We start from the raw sequence: 19,248 nt of genomic DNA on the forward strand, positions 1-19,248 counted from the left end.
ACTGCTCAGCGGCTGCCCGCGGGTTGAGCGACGCCCTGGGCCAGTGCTTCGTTGAGCAGCTTGTCCATCTGCTCATCCTCACGAAGCGATATCTCGCCCTGGTGTTTGGACATCTCCGCCTGCTGGCGCGACAGATCGGCTTGCTGCCGGTTGAGCTCGGCCTGTTCGCGTTGGATGTCGGCCTGCTGGCGATCGAGATCCCTGAACTGGCTGTCGATGCCGCTCAGGCGTCCATCGATCGCGGCGTTCTGGGCGTCGATGTTTGCTTCGCTAGCCCCGCCACTGGCTAGCCGCGCAAGGCGCAGACTTTCGCGCTCCCGACTGATGGCGACGCGGCGCGTATCGAGTTCCACGCGTCGCGCGGAAAGCGCGCCCAATCGTGCGGACAGTCCACCCTCGCGGCCTGCCAGCTCGCCTTGCCTGCCGGCCAGTTCACCCTGCCGTTGCGCCATCTCTTTGGTTGGCGCGTAAGCGGCCTTCGCGCGCTGAATGAAGTCGCGGTCGCGCACTACATACGTGTCGCTGCCGCGCCGGAACCACAGCATGGCTTCCGAGGACGAGCTGCGCAGGCGCTTGGCGATTTTCAGATCCTCGGTGTCGCCGTTCATGGTGATGCTGTCGTGGTCGAACAGCGCGAAGCCACGCTCGGCGCCGGTATACACATCGATATCCACGTGGCGCGCGTTGCCCAGGTCTGCGGCATAAGGCGCGGCCGGTGTCGGCGGCGTGGGAGGGGTCGGCGGTGTGGGAGGCGTTGCCGGTGTGGCTGGAGTAGCTGGTGTCGCTGGCACAGGCGGCACCGCGGGTATCGGATAGGGCCGCGGTGTCGGGGTGGCCGCTATAACCTCGCGCGGCGCGGAGGCCGGCCTGGGTGCGATGGCTGGTGCAGGAGTCGGGGTCGGTGCTGGATGCACCGCGCCGCGCGGCGGCGGGATATCCGGCATCGGTGGAGGCGGCGGCACTTCGTCCGTCGTCGTCGCAGTGCTGTCGGTGGCGCGCTTGGCTGGCGTCGCGTCCTGCGCATTTTCACCCGCGCTTTCACTCATGCCGGGATTGACGTTGCTGTTGTTGATTTCCATGCCGCGTGCAGTGACGCGGTAGGGCAGCACACCGGCCGCCGCCACCAGCACCACCAGCAGCCAGCCGCGCACGCGCGGCGTGGTGTCGTTGACGGAGTGCTGCAACATGAGCAGTCGCCTTTTCAGGTTCTGGAACGTGGGCGATGCGCCAGCCAGGCCGGAGGGCACCGGAAAAGCCACACCGAGGCGCAGCAGCAGGCGGCCGTAGTCTTGCGGTTCGGCACGCGCCTGCTGCAATACCTGTACATCGCAGGCGGCTTCGCGATGGAACGCGTACTCGCGCATCGCCCATCCCACCAGCGGATGGAAGAAGAACACGCGTTGCGCGATAGCCGGCACCCAACCAAGCCACAGATCGCCACGACGCAGATGGGCCAGTTCGTGCGCGAGTGCCATCGCCGCTTCTGCCGGGGCCAACGTGTGCTCCGCCGGCAGCAGCACCAGCGGTCGCCAAAGGCCGGTGACCTGCGGCGACACGATGGCATCGGACTGGCGCAATTCGGGACAGCGGCGCAGGCCGAGTACGCGTGCCTGCTGTGCGCAGAGCGTGTGCAGGGTTTCATCGTGCAGCGATGTCGAGTTGCGGATCACGTCGCGCGTTTCGCGCCACTGACGCAGGGCGAGCAACAGTTGCATAGCCATGCCGAGCAACCACAGCGCCATCAGCGTTTCGCGCCACGGCAACGGTGCGGCTGGGGCGTCGTGAGTCGCGATCACGACAGGCGAAGCGATCGCTGTGGTCTCGATGGGCTGGACGATTTCGGTGCGATCGCGATGCGCCACGGCAACATGGGTGACGTCGGGCAAGGCGGATGGCGGTGCCAGCAGCGGCAGCTCCACGGGTTTGGCCAGCAGCAGGCCGAGCAGTAACTGTAGTGCTACCAGCCACCACATCATGCAGCGCATGGCGGGCGACAGGCGCGGTATGCGGCGGCCGATCCACCACAGTGCCGCGATCAGCACGGCGGCCTGGATGGACGTCCAGACTAGGCGAGGGAAAACGGCGTTGGCAAAAACGCTGAAGCTATCCATGTCAGTTCTCCTTGCGCCGCGATTGCAACTGGTTCACCAGCGCTTCCAGCTCGGCCAGCTCGTGGTCGCTGACTTCGGCCTTCTCCGACATCCACGCCACGAATGGAGAGACTGAGCCGGACAACGTGTTTTCCACGAACTGCCCCACGGCTTGCCGCATGGCTTCGCCGGGGCCGGTGGAGGTGCTGTAGCGATACATGCCGCTGGCCTGGCGCCGGCGCAGATAACCCTTGCTGCGCAGGCGTTCCATCATGGTCAGCACGGTGGAGCGCGCCAGGCCGCGCGGTTCGCCGAAGCCGCTGGCGACCTCGCCCACGGAGGCGGGTTCGTGTTCTGCCAGGTAGTGCAGCAGCGCGAGTTCCTGGTCGCCGATGGAAGGCTTGATCATGGCGGGCATCCTTGTGACTACAGTTGTAGGCACGCTACGCCTGACTACAGGTGTAGTCAATAGGTCGGGCGGCAGGGCAAGGCGGCAATGTAATTACGTTGCAGATTTGCGCCGGCGGATTTTTTCGGGAGTAGAATCCGCGGCCGTCGTCACCCACACAGCGCGCACTGAGGTGCGCTTATGAAGACTCTCGACGTTCGTCGCTTGCTTCGTTGTCCACGCTGCGCACCGCAGCGGACCTTTGCCCTCATCGGACCCGCGACCACGGCCTAGCCGCTTCCCGCGTACACCGACACCACGCTTGCACCGTCTCTCCGGCCATTGACCGGAGCAGCGCGCGGCCGCGTCCGTCACGCACGAATCACTCCTGGAGTTACGCCATGAATACGTTCTTCGAGCGAGTAGCACGCAGCCCGTGGCTGCTGGCGCTATGCATCGCGCTCTACATCGGTTTTATCGGACCGCAACTGATCTCCGCCACGAATACGTTCGCCGTGATCGTCGGCTTGATTCTGTTCGGCCTGCTTGCGGCATGGAGCTATCGCTTTCTGCGCCGCGTTCTTAGTCATAAGGAATGATCGAACCATGAAACGCCCGTTGATGATGTGTCTCGCGCTTTCGACCCTGATGCTCGCCGCCTGCGACAAGGTGCCGGCGGGCCATGTCGGCGTGAAGTTCCAGATGTACGGCGACGGCAAAGGCTCGCTGCAGGAATTGCCGCCCGGCCGCTATTGGGTGGGCTGGGGTTACGAGATGTATACGTTCCCCACCTTCACCCAGACCTATACGTTTACCCGTTCGGCGAATGAAGGGCGCCCGGTGGATGAGTCGCTGAGCTTTCAGACCGCGCAGGGCCTGATCGTGAACGCCGATGTCGGTATCACCTATCACATCGATCCGGCCAAGGTGACGCTGATCTTCCAGAAGTACCGCAAGGGCATCGACGAGATCACCGACATCTATCTGCGCAACATGGTCCGCGATGCGCTGGTGAAAGAAGCCTCCGGCCTGGAGATCGAATCGGTCTACGGCAAGGGCAAGGCGCGCCTGATCGATGCCGTGCAGCAAGACGTCGCTGCGGAGGTGGCGCCGGTCGGCATCGTGGTCGAGAAAATCTACTGGGTCGGCGAACTGCGCCTGCCTGACAACGTAGTGCAATCGATCAACGCCAAGATTCAGGCGACGCAGATGGCCGAGCAACGCCAGAACGAAGTGGCGCAGGCGCGGGCCGAAGCACAGAAAGTGGAGGCTGAAGCGCAAGGCAAGGCGCAGGCGCAACTGACCATCGCGCAGGCGGACGCCAAGGCGATCTCGCTGAAGGGCGAGGCGCTGCGGCAGAACCCGAACGTGGTGCAGATGTCGGCGATCGAAAAATGGGATGGCCACCTGCCGACCTACAACGGCAGTGGCGCCTTGCCATTCGTGAACCTCACGGCGCATGAAGCGTCGAAGTGAAACCGGCGGCGGGGCGTGCGCGCTCCGCCGTCATCAGAAGCTGAGCCGCATGAAACGCAAATTCTTGTCGAGCTGAACCGACGATCCCAACTAAAGGCAGGGTGACCTTGATCTCATCCGCCGCAGGCATACATCCGGCTCTGACGTGCCATCGAACCACCCCATCCCCACGAGGTCGCTCCCCATGAATCCCCAGGAACAACAACTGCTCGAAGATTTCCTGCAGCGTCTCGCCGCTGTGCGCGGCGTCGCCAAAGACCCGCAGGCCGACGCACTGATCCAACAGCGCCTCGCCAGCCAACCCGACGCGTTGTACCTGCTGGTGCAACGCAGCCTCCTGCAACAGCAAGCGCTGGATAACGCCAAGGCGCAGATCGCGCAGCTACAGGCACAGCTTGGCGGGCAGGGTGGCAGCAGTTTTCTAGGGGGCCAGGCGGGTGCGTGGAACCAGCCGCAAGCCGCGACGCCACCGCCGCAGGCCCAGGTACCGGGCTGGCGTGAGCGCCTGTTCGGCGGCGGCGCACCGGCGCCTCAGGCACAACCCACCAATGGCGCCCCCAGCTTTCTCGCCAGCGCCGTCACCACCGCAGCCGGTGTCGCCGGCGGCATGTTCCTTTTCAACGGCATCGAAAGCCTGATGGGCGGCCACCATGGCAGCGGCCTCTTCGGCGACAACCAGCCCAACGTGGTGGAAAACATCACCCAGAACAACTTCTACGACGACAACGCGTCACAAAACGACAGCGACCAGGACTTCGCGCAGACGGATAGTGATTTCAATGACGACGTGGGATTTGATGACAACAGCTGGGCGTGATGGATGGCGTGGCTTGGCTATGGATCGATAGCCACGCGATCTCGAGCACCCAACCCCTCCCCGGCCCTCCCCTGTCCCACGGGACTAGCTTCGCGTCGCAAGCAGGGGAGGGAGCAGAGCTTGGTGTGGCGGTGAGGTCTGGACGATCAGGCCGAGAAGAAAGCCATTCCGACGCCTGACACTGGAAAAGGCGTAGCTACAGAGCATACGACCTGCTCTCAGGCCATCTCTCTTTGGTTACTTTCTCTTTGGGCCAGCAAAGAGAAAGTGACCCGGACCGCGGCAGCGGTTCGGAAGCCCGCGGCAGGCGAGCCAGCGCACGCAGACGCTAAAACCGAGCGATAACGCCACTGGATCCCTGCCTGCGCAGGGATGACGATGTAGGGAGGCGCGCGGCTAGAAGGACATATCGAAGGCGACTTCGCCTTCCACGCCGACCTGATACGCAGACACGCGACGCTCAAAGAAGTTGGTCACTTCCTGCACGTCCTGCAAATCCATGAAGTCGAACGGGTTCTTGGCGCCGTACTTCTTCGGCAGATCAAGCTGAGTCAAACGCTGATCCGCGCAATACTCAAGATACTGACGCATCTCCTTAGCCGAGAGGCCAGCGACACCCCCCGACAACACATCCTCAGCAAACTGCGTCTCGCAAGCGATAGCGTCCTCCAACATCTGCTCCACCTGTACACGCATGCTGTCATCAAACAGATCAGGCTCCTCCGCCCGCACCGTGCGCACCACCTCAAACGCAAAGCCCATATGTCCGGACTCGTCGCGGAACACCCAGTTGGTGCCCGACGCCAGTCCATGCAGCAAACCGCGCGAGCGCAAGAAGTACACGTAGGCGAACGCAGCGAAAAAGAACAGGCCTTCGATGCACGCTGCGAAGCAAATCAGGTTGAGCAAAAACTGCCGCCGATGCTCACGTGTTTCAAGCCGCTGCAAGTTCTGGATGGAGTCGATCCACTTGAAGCAAAACTCACCCTTCTGGCGAATCGACGGAATGTTCTGGATCGCATCGAACGCCTTGTGGCGTTCCGTGGGATCGGGAATATAGGTGTCCAGCAGCGTCAGATAGAACTGCACATGCAGCGCTTCTTCATACAGCTGGCGCGACAGATACATGCGCGCTTCCGGCGCGTTGATATGCTGATACAGGTTCAGCACCAGATTATTCGACACGATGGTGTCGCCAGTGGCGAAGAACGCGACCAGGCGATGGATCAGGTGGCGGTCCGCGTCCGACATCTTCGACTTGAGGTCGGTGACGTCGAGCGAGAAGTCCACTTCCTCCACCGTCCAGGTGTTCTTGATGGCGTTGCGGTACATCTCGTAGAACTCGGGATAGCGCATGGGGCGCAGGGTGAGTTCGAAGCCGGGGTCGAGGATGTGCTGGTTGCGTTCGGGTTGAGTGGACACGGTGGTTCCCGATAGATGTTCTAGTGGGTATATCGGCGGCTGGCGCCAGGGGCGCGCTAGGCCGGCGACCGGGAGGTCAGCCACTCGACCGCATCGGCGGTCGAGTGGACGAAACGGACAGAAGGATGTGTTGCATGCTCGCGGGCCAGCTCCGCGAACCGTTCGCCGTAGGACGAAAAATCCTTGATCACCACGGCGACGGGAATGCGGTAATTGGTGAATTTCTGAAACAGCTCGCCAGCCAGCCCGGTGCTGAGCACGAAGAAATCCTTCGACACGTCGTCTTCCGTCACCACCAAGCCGTCCGAGCCAAAGCTGGCGCCCACGGCGTCGGCGATATCGCCGCGCGAGTGGATGGACAGCGCTTGTTCGGCAGCGATGATGATCGATCGCTCCAATGTCATGACTTCTTCTCCCGGATCTGGCCGGCGATGGTTTACTGGCAGGCCTCGCAGTACTCGGGGTTTTCCAGCGAGCAGAACACGGCCGCCGTGGCCTGATCCTGATCGACCACCGGTGCTTCCACCTTCGCCGTCGGTGCGGACACGGTCGTCTTGGTGATCTTCGTCGCCGGACGCGAGCGCAGGTAGTAAGTGGTCTTCACCCCCGACTTCCACGCATACATGTACATGGAGCTGAGCTGGCCGATGTTCGGGTTTTCCATGAACAGGTTCAGCGACTGGCTCTGGTCGATATACGCGCCGCGCGCGGCGGCGAGGTCGATCAAGGCTTTCTGCGGCAGTTCCCACACGGTGCGGTAGATCAGGCGCAGGCGTTCCGGAATCGCGGGGATACCCTGGATGGAGCCTTCGGCCAGCTTGATCTGGTCGCGAACTTCCGGCGTCCACAGACCGAGCGTCTTCAGCTCGTCGACCAGGTGGCGGTTCACCACCAGGAAGTCGCCCGACAGCGTCTCGCGTTTGAACAGGTTGCTCACCTGCGGCTCGATGCACTCATAGCAGCCGGCAATGGAGGCGATGGTGGCGGTCGGCGCGATGGCGATCAGCAGCGAGTTGCGCAGGCCGTGCTGCTTGATACGTGCACGCAAAGCTTCCCAACGTGCCGTGTCGTGCGGCGTAGCCTGCTGCCAGTAGTCGAACTGCAGTTCGCCGTTGGCGGCGCGGCTCTCGTCGAAGCCGGGATGCGCACCGGCCTGCTCGGCCAGTTCGTTCGACATCGACAGCGCATTGAAATAGATCTCTTCGGCGATGCGCGTCGACAGCGCCAGTGCCTCAGCGGAGTCGAACGGCAGGCGCAGTTTGAAGAACACGTCCTGCAGGCCCATCACGCCCAGGCCGACCGGGCGCCACTTGCGGTTGGCGGTGGCGGCGGTGTCGATCGGATAGAAGTTGAGATCGATCACGCGATCCAGCTGACGCACGGCGGTGCGTGCGGTGGAGGCGAGCTTCTCGAAATCAAACACGCCATCCACGACATGGCGCGCGAGATTGATCGAACCGAGGTTGCACACCGCCGTCTCGCCTGCGTTGGTGACCTCGAGGATCTCGGTGCACAGGTTGGACAGGTGGATGACGTTCTCGGCCTTCGCCGTCTGGTTGCTGGTGGCGTTGCTGCGGTCCTTGAAGGTGATCCAGCCGTTGCCGGTCTGGGCCAGGGTGCGCAGCATGCGGGCATACAGCTCGCGTGCCTTGACCTTCTTCGCGGCAAGGCCGCTGGCTTCGGCGTCACGGTAGGCGCGCTCGAAGGTCTCACCCCAGCTGTCGACGAAGTGCGGCACGATCTTGGGATCGAACAGCGACCAGTCGCCATCGCTCTCCACGCGGCGCATGAATTCGTCGGGGATCCAGTTGGCCAGGTTGAGGTTGTGCGTGCGGCGCGCTTCATCACCAGTGTTGTCACGCAGCTCGAGGAATTCCTCGATATCCGCGTGCCACGGCTCCAGATACACGCAGGCAGCGCCCTTGCGCTTGCCGCCCTGGTTCACCGCGGCGACCGAGGCGTCCAGCGTTTTCAGCCACGGCACCAGGCCGTTGGAATGGCCGTTGGTGCCCTTGATCAACGAACCGCGCGAACGCACGCGCGAATATGCCAGGCCGATACCGCCGGCGAACTTGCTGAGCTTGGCCACGTCGCCGTACTTCTCGTAGATCGACTCCAGTGAATCGGTCGGCGAGTCGAGCAGGAAGCAGGAGCTGAGCTGCTCGTGCGCAGTGCCGGCATTGAACAGCGTGGGCGAGCTGGCGATGTACTCCAGTGAGGACAGCAGGCGGTACAGCTCGAGCGTCTCGCCGATCTCGTTGCCGCCCAGTGCGCAGGCGATGCGCATGAAAAAGTACTGCGGCGTCTCGATCACCTTGCGCTGCTGCGGATGGCGCAGAAGGTAGCGGTCGTACACGGTGCGCAGGCCGAAGTATTCGAAGCGGCGCGTGGCGTGCACATCGATCGCGTCGTTGAGCTTGCGCGCGTTGGCAACGACGAAATCGCGCAGACGATTGTTGAGAATGCCCAGCTCGGCGCCGCGTGCGATGGATTGCGAGAAGCTCTGGATTTCCTGGCCGCTCACTTCCTTGTCGATGTACGCACCGAGCAGGCGCGCGGCGAGCTGGCCGTACTCGGGTTCTTCGGCGGTGAGCGCGGCGGCGGTGCGGATGGAGAGTTCATCCAGCTCGCGCGTGGTGGCGCCGTCGTACAGGCCGCCGATGGTTTTCAGCGCCACGCGCAGCGGATCGACCGCGTGCAGGCCTTCGCCGGCGCGGGTGACGGCGCGCACGATCTTGTTGACGTCCACCACTTCCTGGCCGCCGTTGCGCTTGGTAACGCGCATCTGGCCAGGATTGTGCGGCGGGGTGAGGGCAAACGGGGTTTCCGCGATCGCTTCCATCGCCGCGGGCTGGTGGGTGGCAGGGGCCGCCTCGGCGGCAGGGAAAGCGGATGCGTCCGCGCGGTCGTCAGTGCGCTCGCGCGAGTCGGTATCAATAGGTTGCATGGCGGCATCGCTCCAGGCCAGGAAAACGTTCATCAACTACCTGCTCCCGCGCGCAGGGGCTGAGACGATGGTGGTTTGCGCGGACGGTCGATCGGCAGGGCGATGGCCCCGCGCCACGACGCGCTTCCCCGCGGAAGCCGCCATCACTCACCGCGAAGCTCAGTTCGCGATGTGCCGGCAGGTCTTCGGACTCGCAGACATGGGTCTTGTGACCCGGCCTACTTGCTCCCGCTTCCCAGCCTGTGAGGGCCAGTGCGATGGGGGCTTTCGTTTCTGCTTACCGCTGCGGGGCAGTTCCGGATTTGCACCAGATTCCCTATTAAGCCAATCCGACCGTGGGTCTGAGAGTGGCACCGACGGGGCACAACATATCGGGTGGGATGGGGTGGGTCAACCCAATGGGTTGTGCATAAGGCGGTGGATAAGTGGGGTGGGGCGGTATGGGGTGTGGGGTTGGCGGGGGTCGGAATTTTTTTAGTGGGCTTCGATGGCCGGGGTCGGCTCCCTCTCCCCTCCGGGGAGAGGGTTGGGGTGAGGGGTGGGTGCTCGGTTCATCGCTCCCTACTTCGTCATCCCTGCGCAGGCAGGGATCCAGTAGTGAAGCGCTTCGATGGTCGCGTTGTCGTGACCGGGCTCGCCTGCCGCGGGCTTCCGAACCGCTGCCGCGGTCCGGGTCACTTTCTCTTTGCTGGCCCAAAGAGAAAGTAACCAAAGAGAAATGGCCTGAAGAGCGGCGGTGTGCTGTGTAGTTGCGCCTTTTCCAGTGTCAGGCGTCCGGATGGTTTTCTTCTTGGCCTGATCGTCCAGCCCAAACTGCCGAGCAGAGGGCATTACTGGCTCGCTTCGCATCGCCGTGCTTTTAAGTGCGCTTAGTGGGTGATGGTGAAGTCCACTTCGATGGGATACGGCGCGGGGCTGCTTGGCGGCGCTGGCAGCTTCCAGGTGGCGAAGCGGCTTAGTAGGCAGGTGGCGACGTCGGTGGTGGGGCGGACTTCGACGCGGGTGAGGTTGCCGTCGGGTTGTACGTCGGCGACGAGGGTGAAGGGGGCTTTGTTGGCGTTTGGCAAGGAGCTGATGCAGCCCTTCAGCGCGTCGGTGGTGGGGTTGCCAATCTGGTCCCACAGCTGTTTTTGGTAGGCGGGGCCGGCGGCGCTGGCTTCGGTCAACTTGGCTTGCGTGACACGCGTTGTGAACTCGTCGCTGGGGGTGTCCGCTACGGCGGCGGTTAGCAGGGCCAGGATCAGCAGGCTGGACATGGCGGGCTCCGGTCACGGGGAAGGGCGCCACGTTAGCAGTATGGCGGGGTGCGCTCCTACCGAATGGCGTGTGGGTGTTTAGTCGGCGCGGTGTTCTGAGGCGAGGTATTCCTCGCTCTGCATTTCGATCAGGCGCGATTCGGTGCGGCCGAATTCGGCGCGCAGACGTTCGCCGTCATACAGGTCGGTGATCGGTGCGGCGGCGGAGAGGATCAGCTTGACGTGGCGGTCGTAGAACTCGTCCACCAGCAGCACGAAGCGGCGGGCCGAGTCGTCGGTGTAGATGCTGAACTGCGGCACGTTGGCGACGATCACGGCCGGGCCGGCGTTGGCGAGGGCGATGTAGTCCGCCACGGCGCGCGGGCCTTCGCACAGCGCGTCGAAATCGAACCAGAAGATGTTGTCCGCACGCTTGCGCACCGGAATGGGGCGATCATTGATGATGATCTCGCCGCCCTCGATCACGTCGCCCTGCGCCTGGATTGTGAAGATGCGCGACAGTGAGCGCTCGGCCTCGGCGCTGGGTGGGGTGAAATACACCGGCGCCTGGGTCAGTGCGCGCAGGCGCCAGTCGCGCGAGGAAATCATTTCCACCACGCGGCAGTGTTTTTCGATCAATGCGATGGCAGGGAGGAAGCGCGCGCGCTGCAAGCCATCCTTGTACAGGTTCGCCGGCTGCGTATTGGAGGTGGTGACCAGGCTCACGCCGCGCGCGAACAGCGCGTCGAGCAGGGTGCCGAGGATCATCGCGTCGCCGATGTCGTTGACGAGGAACTCGTCCAGGCACAGCACACGGCAGCGCGCAGCGAGCCCATCGGCGACTTCGAGCAACGGGTCCTGTCGTTCGCCGAGCTCGCGCAGGTGCTCGTGCACTTCGCCCATGAAGCGGTGGTAGTGCCGGCGCAGTGCCACGTTATGCGGCAGGCTAGCGACGAACAGATCCATCAGGAAGGTCTTGCCGCGGCCGACGCTGCCCCACAGGTACAGGCCGGGCACGGCTTCGCGCGTCTCGTTACCGAGCAGGGATTTCAGCCGTCCAAACAGACTGCTGCCGTTTGAGGTCGGCGTGGCGCACAGCGCGGCATGCATGCGATCGAATTCGGGCAGTACCGTGAGCTGGGCCGGGTCGGATTCCCAGCGGTGCGCGGCGACGCCTTCGTGATAGCGCGCGCTGGGCGCGATCGACAGGTTTTCACTCATAGGAGCAATCGGTGGCTCAGCCGCGCGGCGGCGGCAGCCAGCCCAGCACGTCGTGTTTGATCGCGCCGCGCAGGTCCATCAGGCGGCGGTGGAAGAAGTGGCCGGTCTCGGGCATGCGCACCAGCTTGGGCGGCTGCTCCAGGCTGTCGATCCAGTCGAACACGGTCTGCGGGTCCACTACTTCATCTTCCTCGCCCATCACTACCAGCCACGGACAGGTGGGGATGGCGATGGTTTCGAACGACCAGCGGCCGGCGGGCGGCGCGATGCTGATCAGCGCGTCGGCCTTCAATGCCACGGCGTTGCGCAGCGTGACGTAGCTGCCGAAGGAAAAGCCGGCCAGCCATACCGCGTCGCCCGGGCGTACCTTGCGCACCCACGCGACCACGGCGGCGAGGTCGTCGCTTTCGCCGATGCCGTTGTCGTAGCTTCCTGCCGATTCGCCGGTGCCGCGGAAGTTGAAGCGCACCGTGTCCAGCCCGGATTCGCGCAGGCTGCGCTCGACCATGGTCACCACCTTGTTGTGCATGGTGCCGCCCTGCACGGGGTTGGGGTGACAGATCACCGCCACGCCACGGCGCGCTTCGGCGCGCTCGGCCACATCGGTGATGGTTTCGAGCTTGCCGGCGGGGCCGCTCAGCGCGAAGCTGGCCTCCTGCTCGGGAAAAGCGCTCGGGTCGTTGAGAAGCTCAGTGGGATTCATGCATAAGATGATAACCGCCGGAACGCATCGCCGCCCGTCAACAGGCGCGGGGACGCCATGAACCATCTTGCGCACGCCTTGTTGTCGGGCGATGACGACTGGCTGCGGCTGGGCGGCATGATGGGCGACTTCGTGCATGGGCAACCCGATCCGGCGCAGCTGCCGGCGCGGGTCATCGATGGCATCCGCCTGCACCGGGCCATCGATGTGTTCACCGACAGCCACCCCGAAGTGCTTGCGGCCAAGGCGCTGTTGCCGGCGCCGTATCGCCGCTACGGCGGCATCCTGATCGATATGTGGTTCGACCATGCGCTGGCGCGCGATTTCGGGCGTTGGAGCGGACAGCCGCTGGAGCGGTTCTCTGGCGAACTGCGCGAACTGTTGCATCGGCATGACGCATTGCTGCCGCCCATGCTGAGGCGCTTCCGCAGCTATATGGATGCGCACAATCTGCCGGCGGGTTATGCGGAGGTGGGGGAGATGGATCTGGCCTTCCACGGCCTGTCGAGCCGGCTCAAGCGCGAGAATCCCGTGGACACCGCCGTGCCGCTATTGATGGCGCACGATGCGCCGCTGCAAGCGCATTTTGAGGCGTTCTTTCCGCAGCTGCAGGGTTTTGCGGCGGACTGGATCGCGCAGCACGGAGCCGCCCCTTCGGTGTCGTAGCGGTTCCGGCTCGGACGCTGTGCTAGCATGTATAGCAATCGCTACACATGGTGCCGCCATGAAGACTGCCATCATTCCGCCACTGCGCGTGGCGCCCGAATTCCGCGAAGAAGTGACAAGCGTACTGAACGAAGGCGAGAGTTTGTCCGCTTTCACCGAGGCGTCGATTCGGGCCGAGGTCCGCCGTCGCACGCTCCATCGTGAATTCATCGCGCGGGGCCTGGCTTCCGCCGAGAAGGCTCGCCGCACCGGGCGTTATGCCGATGCCAGCGAGGTGATCGACAAGCTCGCCACCAAGTTGAAGGCCGCCCGCCCGCGAAAGGGCCGCGAGTGAGCTATCAGGTCCGTTTCACGGAAGAAGCGGAAGACGATCTGGCCCGCTGCTTCGATGTCCTGCTGCTCAAGGATTGGCACGCCGCTGAGCGTGCGTTGGCAGCGATCACCAAGGCGATGGATGTGCTGAGGGAATTTCCGTTCGCTTGTCGCAAGGCGGATGCCGCCAATCCCTTTCTGCGCGAGCTGGTGATCAGCTTTGGCGACTCGGGGTATGTCGCGTTGTTCGAAATTGCCGACGACACCACGATCAACATCGTGGCGGTACGCCATCAGCGGGAAGACGATTATCACTGAGGTGCGATCGAGCGGTGTCTCGAGCGCCCGTCCCTCATCCCAACCTTACTTCTCTGCCAGGGAGAAACGGCCAACGAAAAACGCCGCCCCTCGGGCGGCGTTTTTTTTAACTGAATTGAAGCTGGGCTTACTTGGCCTGATCGACGATCCAATGCACTGCGTTCTTCACCTGCTCGTCCGTCAGCGACGGATTGCCGCCCTTGGCCGGCATGAAGTTGCCGTCCGGGCCCTTGTAGCCGTCGGTGGCGTGCTTGACCAGCGTATCCAGGCCCTCGGCGATACGCGCGGACCAGGCACCCTTGTCGCCCAGCTTCGGCGCGCCAGCGATACCGGCGGTGTGGCAGCTGTGGCACAGGTTGTCGTAGATGGTTTTGCCGTCGGTGGTGCCGCCGTAGGCGACCTGCGCGGCAGCGGCCTTGGCGGCGGCTTCGGCGGCCGCCTGCATGGCGGCGCGGCCGGTGTCGCCAGCGTAGACTCCGCTGGCTGGCGCGATGCGTTCGGCCACCTTCTGCGCTGCTTCCGGGTTCACTTCTTTGGGTTCGGCGTCGTAGATCATCCAGGCGCCGACGATCAGCAGCAGGGTCAGCGCACCCAGGCCAGCGATCAGCAGCGAGAAGCTGCGCATGAAGCTCTGGTCGGATTTGGTCATGGAACCGCTCACGCAAGTACTCCAGTTCGGTGGACGAACCCGGGTCCTGGACTGGCCGGGTTCAGGCAATAAGCCGCGGATTATAGACGAAGCAGGCGGCAAGTATCAGGCGTGGAGATCGTGAACAGGCTCTTAGAAGGGGAACCTGCCCGATGGACGGTGGTCTTTCTGCGGATGACTGTGGAGCGGGCTTTTTGCCTGATGTGGCGGCGGTTGGCGGCCTCCCTGCCATCGGTCATGCGCTACCCCTGTCAACTGGCATTGTCCAATTTCGTTGATCTGCCCCTATCCTTTCATCCGTCGTACAAGTCTGGCGCGCATGCTGCGCCCGGTGGGGTCGGGTGGCCCGCCTTTGAATCCAGGAGTTTTTCATGTCGCGTTTTTGGAAGATCGCGCTGATCGTTATCGCCGTGATCGTGGTGGGAGCGGTCGGGTTTCGCCTGATGCACAAGCCGGGTGCGGCTGCCGACGCTTCGGCCCAGGCGGGTGGCAAGGGGCAGGGCAAGGGCGGTGATGATAAGGACACCCCGCCGGTGCCGGTCACGGTCGAACCGGTGGTCAAGAAGGATGTGCCGGTCTACCTGACCGCGCTCGGTACTGTGCAGGCACTTAATACGGTCACGGTGAACCCGCAGGTGTCCGGTCAGCTCATGACCCTGAATTTCACCGAAGGCCAGGAGGTGAAGAAGGGCGACGTGCTGGCGCAGATCGACCCGCGCACGTTCCAGGCCAACTACGAGCAGGCCATGGCCAAGAGGCAGCAGGATCAGGCGCTGCTGGCCACCGCGCGTGCCAACCTCGAGCGCAGCCAGAACCTGGCGCCGCAGGGCTATATCTCCAAGCAGGACCTGGACACGTTGCGCAACACCGTGTCGCAGTACCAGGCCACCGTGGCTGCGGATGCTGCCGCGATTGATAGCGCCAAGGTGCAGCTGGACTTCACCAAGGTGCTGTCGCCGACCGATGGCGTCACCGGTATCCGTGGCGTGGATCCGGGCAATCTGGTCACCACGACCAGTAGCATCGTGACCATCACCAAGATCCATCCGATCAACGTGATGTTCACCCTGCCAGAGCAGAACCTGGACTTGGTGCGCAACGCGGCGCGCGGTGACGATCCGCTGGAGGTCACAGCACTGGATCGTGTGGACGCGCACGCCATCGCCGATGGCGGTGTGCTCAAGGTGATCGACAACCAGATCGACACCACCACGGGCACGTTCCGCCTGCGCTCCGAGTTCAGCAACGACAAGAACGATCTATGGCCGGGCCAGTTCGTCAACGTTCGGCTGAAGGTGCACACGGTCAGCGGCGGTCTGGTGATTCCGGCGCAGGCTGTGCAGCGCGGCCCGGATGGTGATTACGTCTATCAGGTGCAGGGCGACAACACGGTCAAGATGCAGCCTGTGAAGGTGGCCGGCGAAGTCGGCGATAGCCACGTAATGATCGGCGCGGGTCTCAACGTGAACGACCAAGTCGTTACCGAAGGCCAGTTCCGCCTGAAGCCGGGCAGCAAGGTCAAGGCGCTCAAGCCGGGTGAAGTGCCCGCCGCGCCGACGGCCGAGGAATTGCAGAAGGCCGGCAAGAAGGGCGGCCAGGGCGGCGGTCGCCGCGGTGGCGGCAACTAAGTCGAACGTCCGGGCGGCGAGTGTCTACGGCGCCGCTGCCCGGTATCACACGCAACGCATTGACGTGTTTGCGCTCTAGTACTTAACGGACGGCTCTCCAGGTACCCATGGGATTCTCGACGCTATTCATTCGCCGGCCGATCGCTACCTCGCTGTTGATGGTGGCGGTGCTGCTGCTCGGCATCCTGGGCTATCGCCAGTTGCCGGTGTCGGCGCTGCCGGAAATCGATGCGCCCAGCCTGGTGGTCACCACGCAGTATCCGGGTGCCAGCGCCTCGACCATGGCGGCACTGATCACCACGCCGCTGGAGCGCAACTTCGGCCAGATCTCGGGCCTGTCGATGATGACCTCGGACTCGTCCGCGGGTCTCTCCACCATCGTGTTGCAGTTCGCGATGGACCGCGACATCGATATCGCCGCGCAGGACGTGCAGGCCGCGATCAGCCAGGCCAAGGGCACGCTGCCCAACAACCTGCCGTATCCGCCGGTGTACAACCGCGTGAATCCGGCTGATGCGCCGATCCTCACGCTCAAGCTCACCTCCGACACGCTGCCGCTGCGTGACATCAACAACATCGCCGACTCGATCCTGGCGCAGAAACTGTCGCAGGTGCAGGGCGTGGGCCTGGTGTCGATCGCCGGCAACGTGCGCCCGGCTGTGCGTATCCAGGTGAACCCGGCGCAGCTGTCCAATCTCGGCCTGACCATGGAGGACGTGCGCAGCGCGCTCACCCAGGCCAACGTGAACGCGCCCAAAGGCACGCTCAACGGCAAGACCCAGAGCTACAGCATCGGCACCAACGACCAGCTGGTCGATGCGGCCGAATACAAGAACACCATCATCAGCTACAAGAACGGCGCGCCGGTGCGTCTCTCCGACGTGTCGAACGTGATCGACGGCGTAGAGAACGACCAGCTCGCCGCGTGGGCCAACGGCAAGCCGGCGGTGCTGCTCGACGTGCGCCGCCAGCCGGGCGCCAACATTGTGCAGACGGTGGAGCACATTCGCTCGATCCTGCCGGAGCTGCGCAGCGTGCTGCCGGCCGACGTGCATCTGGATGTGTTTGCCGACCGTACCATCACCATCCGCGCCTCGGTGGAGGACGTGCAGTTCACCCTGATCCTCACCATCTTCCTGGTGGTGGCGGTGATCTTCGTGTTCCTGCGCCGCCTGTGGGCCACCATCATTCCGTCGGTGGCGGTGCCGCTGTCGCTGATGGGCACTTTCGGCGTGATGGCCTTCACCGGCATGTCGCTGGACAACCTTTCGTTGATGGCGCTTACCGTCGCCACCGGTTTCGTGGTGGACGATGCGATCGTGATGATCGAGAACATCGTGCGCTACATCGAGCAGGGCAAGGACGGCAAGGAAGCGGCCGAGATCGGCGCCAAGGAAATCGGCTTCACCGTGCTGTCGCTGACCGTGTCGCTGATCGCGGTGTTCCTGCCGCTGCTGCTGATGCCCGGTGTCACCGGCCGCCTGTTCCACGAGTTCGCCTGGGTACTGACCATCGCCGTCGCGATCTCGATGCTGGTGTCGCTGACCCTGACGCCGATGATGTGCGCCTACCTGCTCAAGGCCGACGCACTGCCGGAAGGCGACGATGCGCATGAGCGCCACACTGCCGCCGGCAAGCGCACCGTGTGGTCGCGCACGGTGGATCTGTACGACCGCACCCTCGGCTGGGTGCTCGATCACCAGCGCCTGACCATGATGGTTGCGGCGATCACCGTGGTGGTCACCATTTTCCTTTACATCGTGATTCCGAAGGGCTTGCTACCCGAGCAGGACACCGGCCTGATCACCGGCGTGGTGCAAGCCGACCAGAACGTCGCCTTCCCGCAGATGGAGCAGCGCACCCAGGCCGTGGCCGAGGCATTGCGCGCGGACAAGGCGGTGAGCGGCGTAGCGGCTTTCATTGGCGCCGGTTCGATCAACCCCACGCTCAACCAGGGCCAGCTCAGCATCGTGCTGAAGGATCGTGGCGAGCGCGGTGGCCTGGATGAAATCCTGCCGCGCCTGCAGCATGCTGTTGCCGGTATTCCGGGCGTGGCGCTGTACCTCAAGCCGGTGCAGGACGTGACCCTGGACAGCCGTGTCGCCGCCACCGAGTACCAGTACTCGCTGTCCACGGTGAACTCCACCGAGCTCGCCGGCTATGCCACCCAGATGACGCAGGCGATGCGCCAGCGGCCCGAACTGGCCGACGTGGACAACAACCTCGCCGACAGCGGCAACGCGCTCAAGCTCACCATCGACCGCGAAAAGGCCAGCCGCTTCGGCGTGCCGGTGCAGACCATCGACGACACGCTGTACGACGCCTTCGGCCAGCGCCAGATCTCCACCATCTTCACTCAGCTCAACCAGTACCGCGTGGTGCTGGAAGTGGCGCCGGAATTCCGCACTAGCCAGGACCTGCTCAACAAGCTCACCGTGCGTGGTAACGGCAACGGTGCGCTGACCGGCAGCAACGCGACCAGCTTCGGTCAGCTGACCTCGAGCAATTCGGCGACGCCCGCGGGCATCGGTAATACCGGCAACGTCGGTTTCCAGGTCGGTGGCGGCGGCACGATTCCGATCGCCTCACTGGCCAGCGCGGAAATGACCAATGCGCCGCTGGTGGTCAGCCATCAGCAGCAGCTGCCGGCGGTGACGTTGTCATTCAACGTGGCGCCGGGCTACTCGCTGTCGGATGCGGTCACCGCCATCCATGAGGTGGAGAAGCAGCTCAATTTCCCGGCCCAGGTGCGTGGCCAGTTCATCGGCAAGGCGGCGGAGTTCTCCTCCTCGCTGGGCGATGAAGTGCTGTTGCTGCTCGCCGCCATCGTGGTGATCTATATCGTGCTGGGTGTGCTGTACGAGAGCTACATCCACCCGCTGACGATCATCTCCACCCTGCCACCGGCCGGCGTGGGCGCGTTGCTGGCATTGATCCTGTGCGGCATGAGCCTGTCGGTGGACGGCATCGTGGGCATCGTGCTGCTGATCGGTATCGTGAAGAAGAACGCGATCATGATGATCGACTTCGCCATCGAGGCGCAGCGCACCGGCATGAACGCGACCGACGCGATCCGTCGCGCCTGCCTGCTGCGCTTCCGTCCGATCATGATGACCACCGCGGCCGCCATGCTCGGTGCGTTGCCGCTGGCGCTGGGCAACGGCATCGGTGCGGAGCTGCGCCGTCCGCTGGGTGTCTCCATCGTGGGTGGCCTGCTGCTGTCGCAGCTGGTCACGCTGTACACCACGCCGGTGATCTACCTGTACATGGAGCGCTTCTCCGAATGGCTGCGGGTGCGCCGCGAACGGCGCGCGCTGGAGCGCGCCGCCACCGGTAACGGCGCCGCGGCGTAATGCGACGACGACCGGGCAGCGCG

Annotated in this window: 17 protein-coding genes and 1 riboswitch; of the genes, 8 read left to right on the forward strand and 9 right to left on the reverse strand. The window is 64.0% G+C overall.

Annotation, left to right across the window (positions count from 1 at the left end; genetic code table 11):
- Positions 1-5: 5 nt before the first annotated feature.
- A complete protein-coding gene (locus BM338_RS17265) occupies positions 6-2,111 on the reverse strand; it encodes a M56 family metallopeptidase (RefSeq protein ID WP_090453032.1) in 2,106 nt (701 codons plus the stop codon).
- A 1-nt stretch (position 2,112) separates the two neighbouring features.
- The gene (locus tag BM338_RS17270) at positions 2,113-2,499 is read right to left on the reverse strand and encodes a BlaI/MecI/CopY family transcriptional regulator (protein ID WP_090453034.1); all 387 of its coding nucleotides are present in this window, start codon (positions 2,497-2,499) and stop codon (positions 2,113-2,115) included.
- Positions 2,500-2,879: 380 nt separating this feature from the next.
- Here BM338_RS17270 and BM338_RS17275 point away from each other — a divergent pair, with 380 nt between their 5' ends.
- The 3 genes from BM338_RS17275 (at position 2,880) to BM338_RS17285 (ending at position 4,771) form a co-directional block, all read left to right on the forward strand.
- On the forward strand, positions 2,880-3,077 hold the full coding sequence (locus BM338_RS17275) for a hypothetical protein (RefSeq protein WP_090453036.1): 198 nt from the start codon (positions 2,880-2,882) through the stop codon (positions 3,075-3,077).
- Positions 3,078-3,084: 7 nt separating this feature from the next.
- Positions 3,085-3,954, forward strand: a complete 870-nt coding sequence (locus BM338_RS17280; protein WP_090453039.1) for a prohibitin family protein — start codon at positions 3,085-3,087, stop codon at positions 3,952-3,954.
- A gap of 184 nt (positions 3,955-4,138) precedes the next feature.
- Positions 4,139-4,771, forward strand: a complete 633-nt coding sequence (locus tag BM338_RS17285) for a DUF2076 domain-containing protein (protein ID WP_090453041.1) — start codon at positions 4,139-4,141, stop codon at positions 4,769-4,771.
- Positions 4,772-5,167: 396 nt separating this feature from the next.
- Here the strand turns inward: BM338_RS17285 and BM338_RS17290 are convergent, their stop codons facing one another.
- The 6 genes from BM338_RS17290 to BM338_RS17320 form a co-directional block, all read right to left on the reverse strand.
- Positions 5,168-6,193, reverse strand: a complete 1,026-nt coding sequence (locus BM338_RS17290; protein WP_090453043.1) for a ribonucleotide-diphosphate reductase subunit beta — start codon at positions 6,191-6,193, stop codon at positions 5,168-5,170.
- Between the two features lie 56 nt (positions 6,194-6,249).
- Complete coding sequence (locus BM338_RS17295) at positions 6,250-6,597, reverse strand: DUF4180 domain-containing protein (protein ID WP_090453046.1); 348 nt, start codon at positions 6,595-6,597, stop codon at positions 6,250-6,252.
- 32 nt (positions 6,598-6,629) lie between these two features.
- Positions 6,630-9,035: a ribonucleoside-diphosphate reductase subunit alpha gene (locus tag BM338_RS17300; RefSeq protein WP_255367366.1), complete on the reverse strand. Its 2,406-nt coding sequence runs from the start codon at positions 9,033-9,035 to the stop codon at positions 6,630-6,632.
- 263 nt (positions 9,036-9,298) lie between these two features.
- Positions 9,299-9,513, reverse strand: a riboswitch (cobalamin riboswitch).
- A gap of 496 nt (positions 9,514-10,009) precedes the next feature.
- Positions 10,010-10,396, reverse strand: a complete 387-nt coding sequence (locus BM338_RS17310; protein ID WP_090453050.1) for a peptidase C13 — start codon at positions 10,394-10,396, stop codon at positions 10,010-10,012.
- A 78-nt stretch (positions 10,397-10,474) separates the two neighbouring features.
- The gene (gene zapE / locus BM338_RS17315; protein ID WP_090453052.1) at positions 10,475-11,596 is read right to left on the reverse strand and encodes a cell division protein ZapE; all 1,122 of its coding nucleotides are present in this window, start codon (positions 11,594-11,596) and stop codon (positions 10,475-10,477) included.
- A gap of 16 nt (positions 11,597-11,612) precedes the next feature.
- Complete coding sequence (locus tag BM338_RS17320; RefSeq protein WP_090453054.1) at positions 11,613-12,299, reverse strand: alpha/beta hydrolase; 687 nt, start codon at positions 12,297-12,299, stop codon at positions 11,613-11,615.
- A 57-nt stretch (positions 12,300-12,356) separates the two neighbouring features.
- On the opposite strand from BM338_RS17320, the gene BM338_RS17325 reads away from it, so the two are divergent.
- Genes BM338_RS17325 through BM338_RS17335 form a run of 3 tightly spaced genes read left to right on the forward strand, consistent with a single transcriptional unit; the run spans position 12,357 to position 13,595 of the window.
- Positions 12,357-12,965: an acyl carrier protein phosphodiesterase gene (locus BM338_RS17325; protein WP_090453058.1), complete on the forward strand. Its 609-nt coding sequence runs from the start codon at positions 12,357-12,359 to the stop codon at positions 12,963-12,965.
- 58 nt (positions 12,966-13,023) lie between these two features.
- Positions 13,024-13,299 carry a YlcI/YnfO family protein gene (locus tag BM338_RS17330; protein ID WP_090453061.1) on the forward strand — a complete coding sequence of 92 codons (276 nt, stop codon included), beginning with the start codon at positions 13,024-13,026 and terminating at the stop codon, positions 13,297-13,299.
- Positions 13,296-13,595 (forward strand): type II toxin-antitoxin system RelE/ParE family toxin, encoded by a 300-nt coding sequence (locus BM338_RS17335; RefSeq protein WP_090453063.1) that lies wholly within the window; start codon positions 13,296-13,298, stop codon positions 13,593-13,595. The genes BM338_RS17330 and BM338_RS17335 overlap by 4 nt, the downstream gene beginning before the upstream one ends.
- Positions 13,596-13,722: 127 nt before the next feature.
- On the opposite strand, the gene BM338_RS17340 is transcribed toward BM338_RS17335, so the two are convergent.
- Positions 13,723-14,244 carry a c-type cytochrome gene (locus tag BM338_RS17340; protein WP_090453065.1) on the reverse strand — a complete coding sequence of 174 codons (522 nt, stop codon included), beginning with the start codon at positions 14,242-14,244 and terminating at the stop codon, positions 13,723-13,725.
- Positions 14,245-14,615: 371 nt separating this feature from the next.
- Here BM338_RS17340 and BM338_RS17345 point away from each other — a divergent pair, with 371 nt between their 5' ends.
- Both BM338_RS17345 and BM338_RS17350 read left to right on the forward strand, forming a co-directional pair.
- Positions 14,616-15,872, forward strand: coding sequence for an efflux RND transporter periplasmic adaptor subunit (locus tag BM338_RS17345; RefSeq protein WP_090453067.1), 1,257 nt, complete (start codon positions 14,616-14,618; stop codon positions 15,870-15,872).
- 107 nt (positions 15,873-15,979) lie between these two features.
- Positions 15,980-19,225 carry an efflux RND transporter permease subunit gene (locus tag BM338_RS17350; protein WP_090453069.1) on the forward strand — a complete coding sequence of 1,082 codons (3,246 nt, stop codon included), beginning with the start codon at positions 15,980-15,982 and terminating at the stop codon, positions 19,223-19,225.
- Positions 19,226-19,248 lie beyond the last annotated feature (23 nt).

Origin of the sequence: Dyella sp. OK004, from assembly GCF_900114495.1 — a bacterium.
In the GTDB taxonomy this organism is placed as follows: domain Bacteria; phylum Pseudomonadota; class Gammaproteobacteria; order Xanthomonadales; family Rhodanobacteraceae; genus Dyella_D.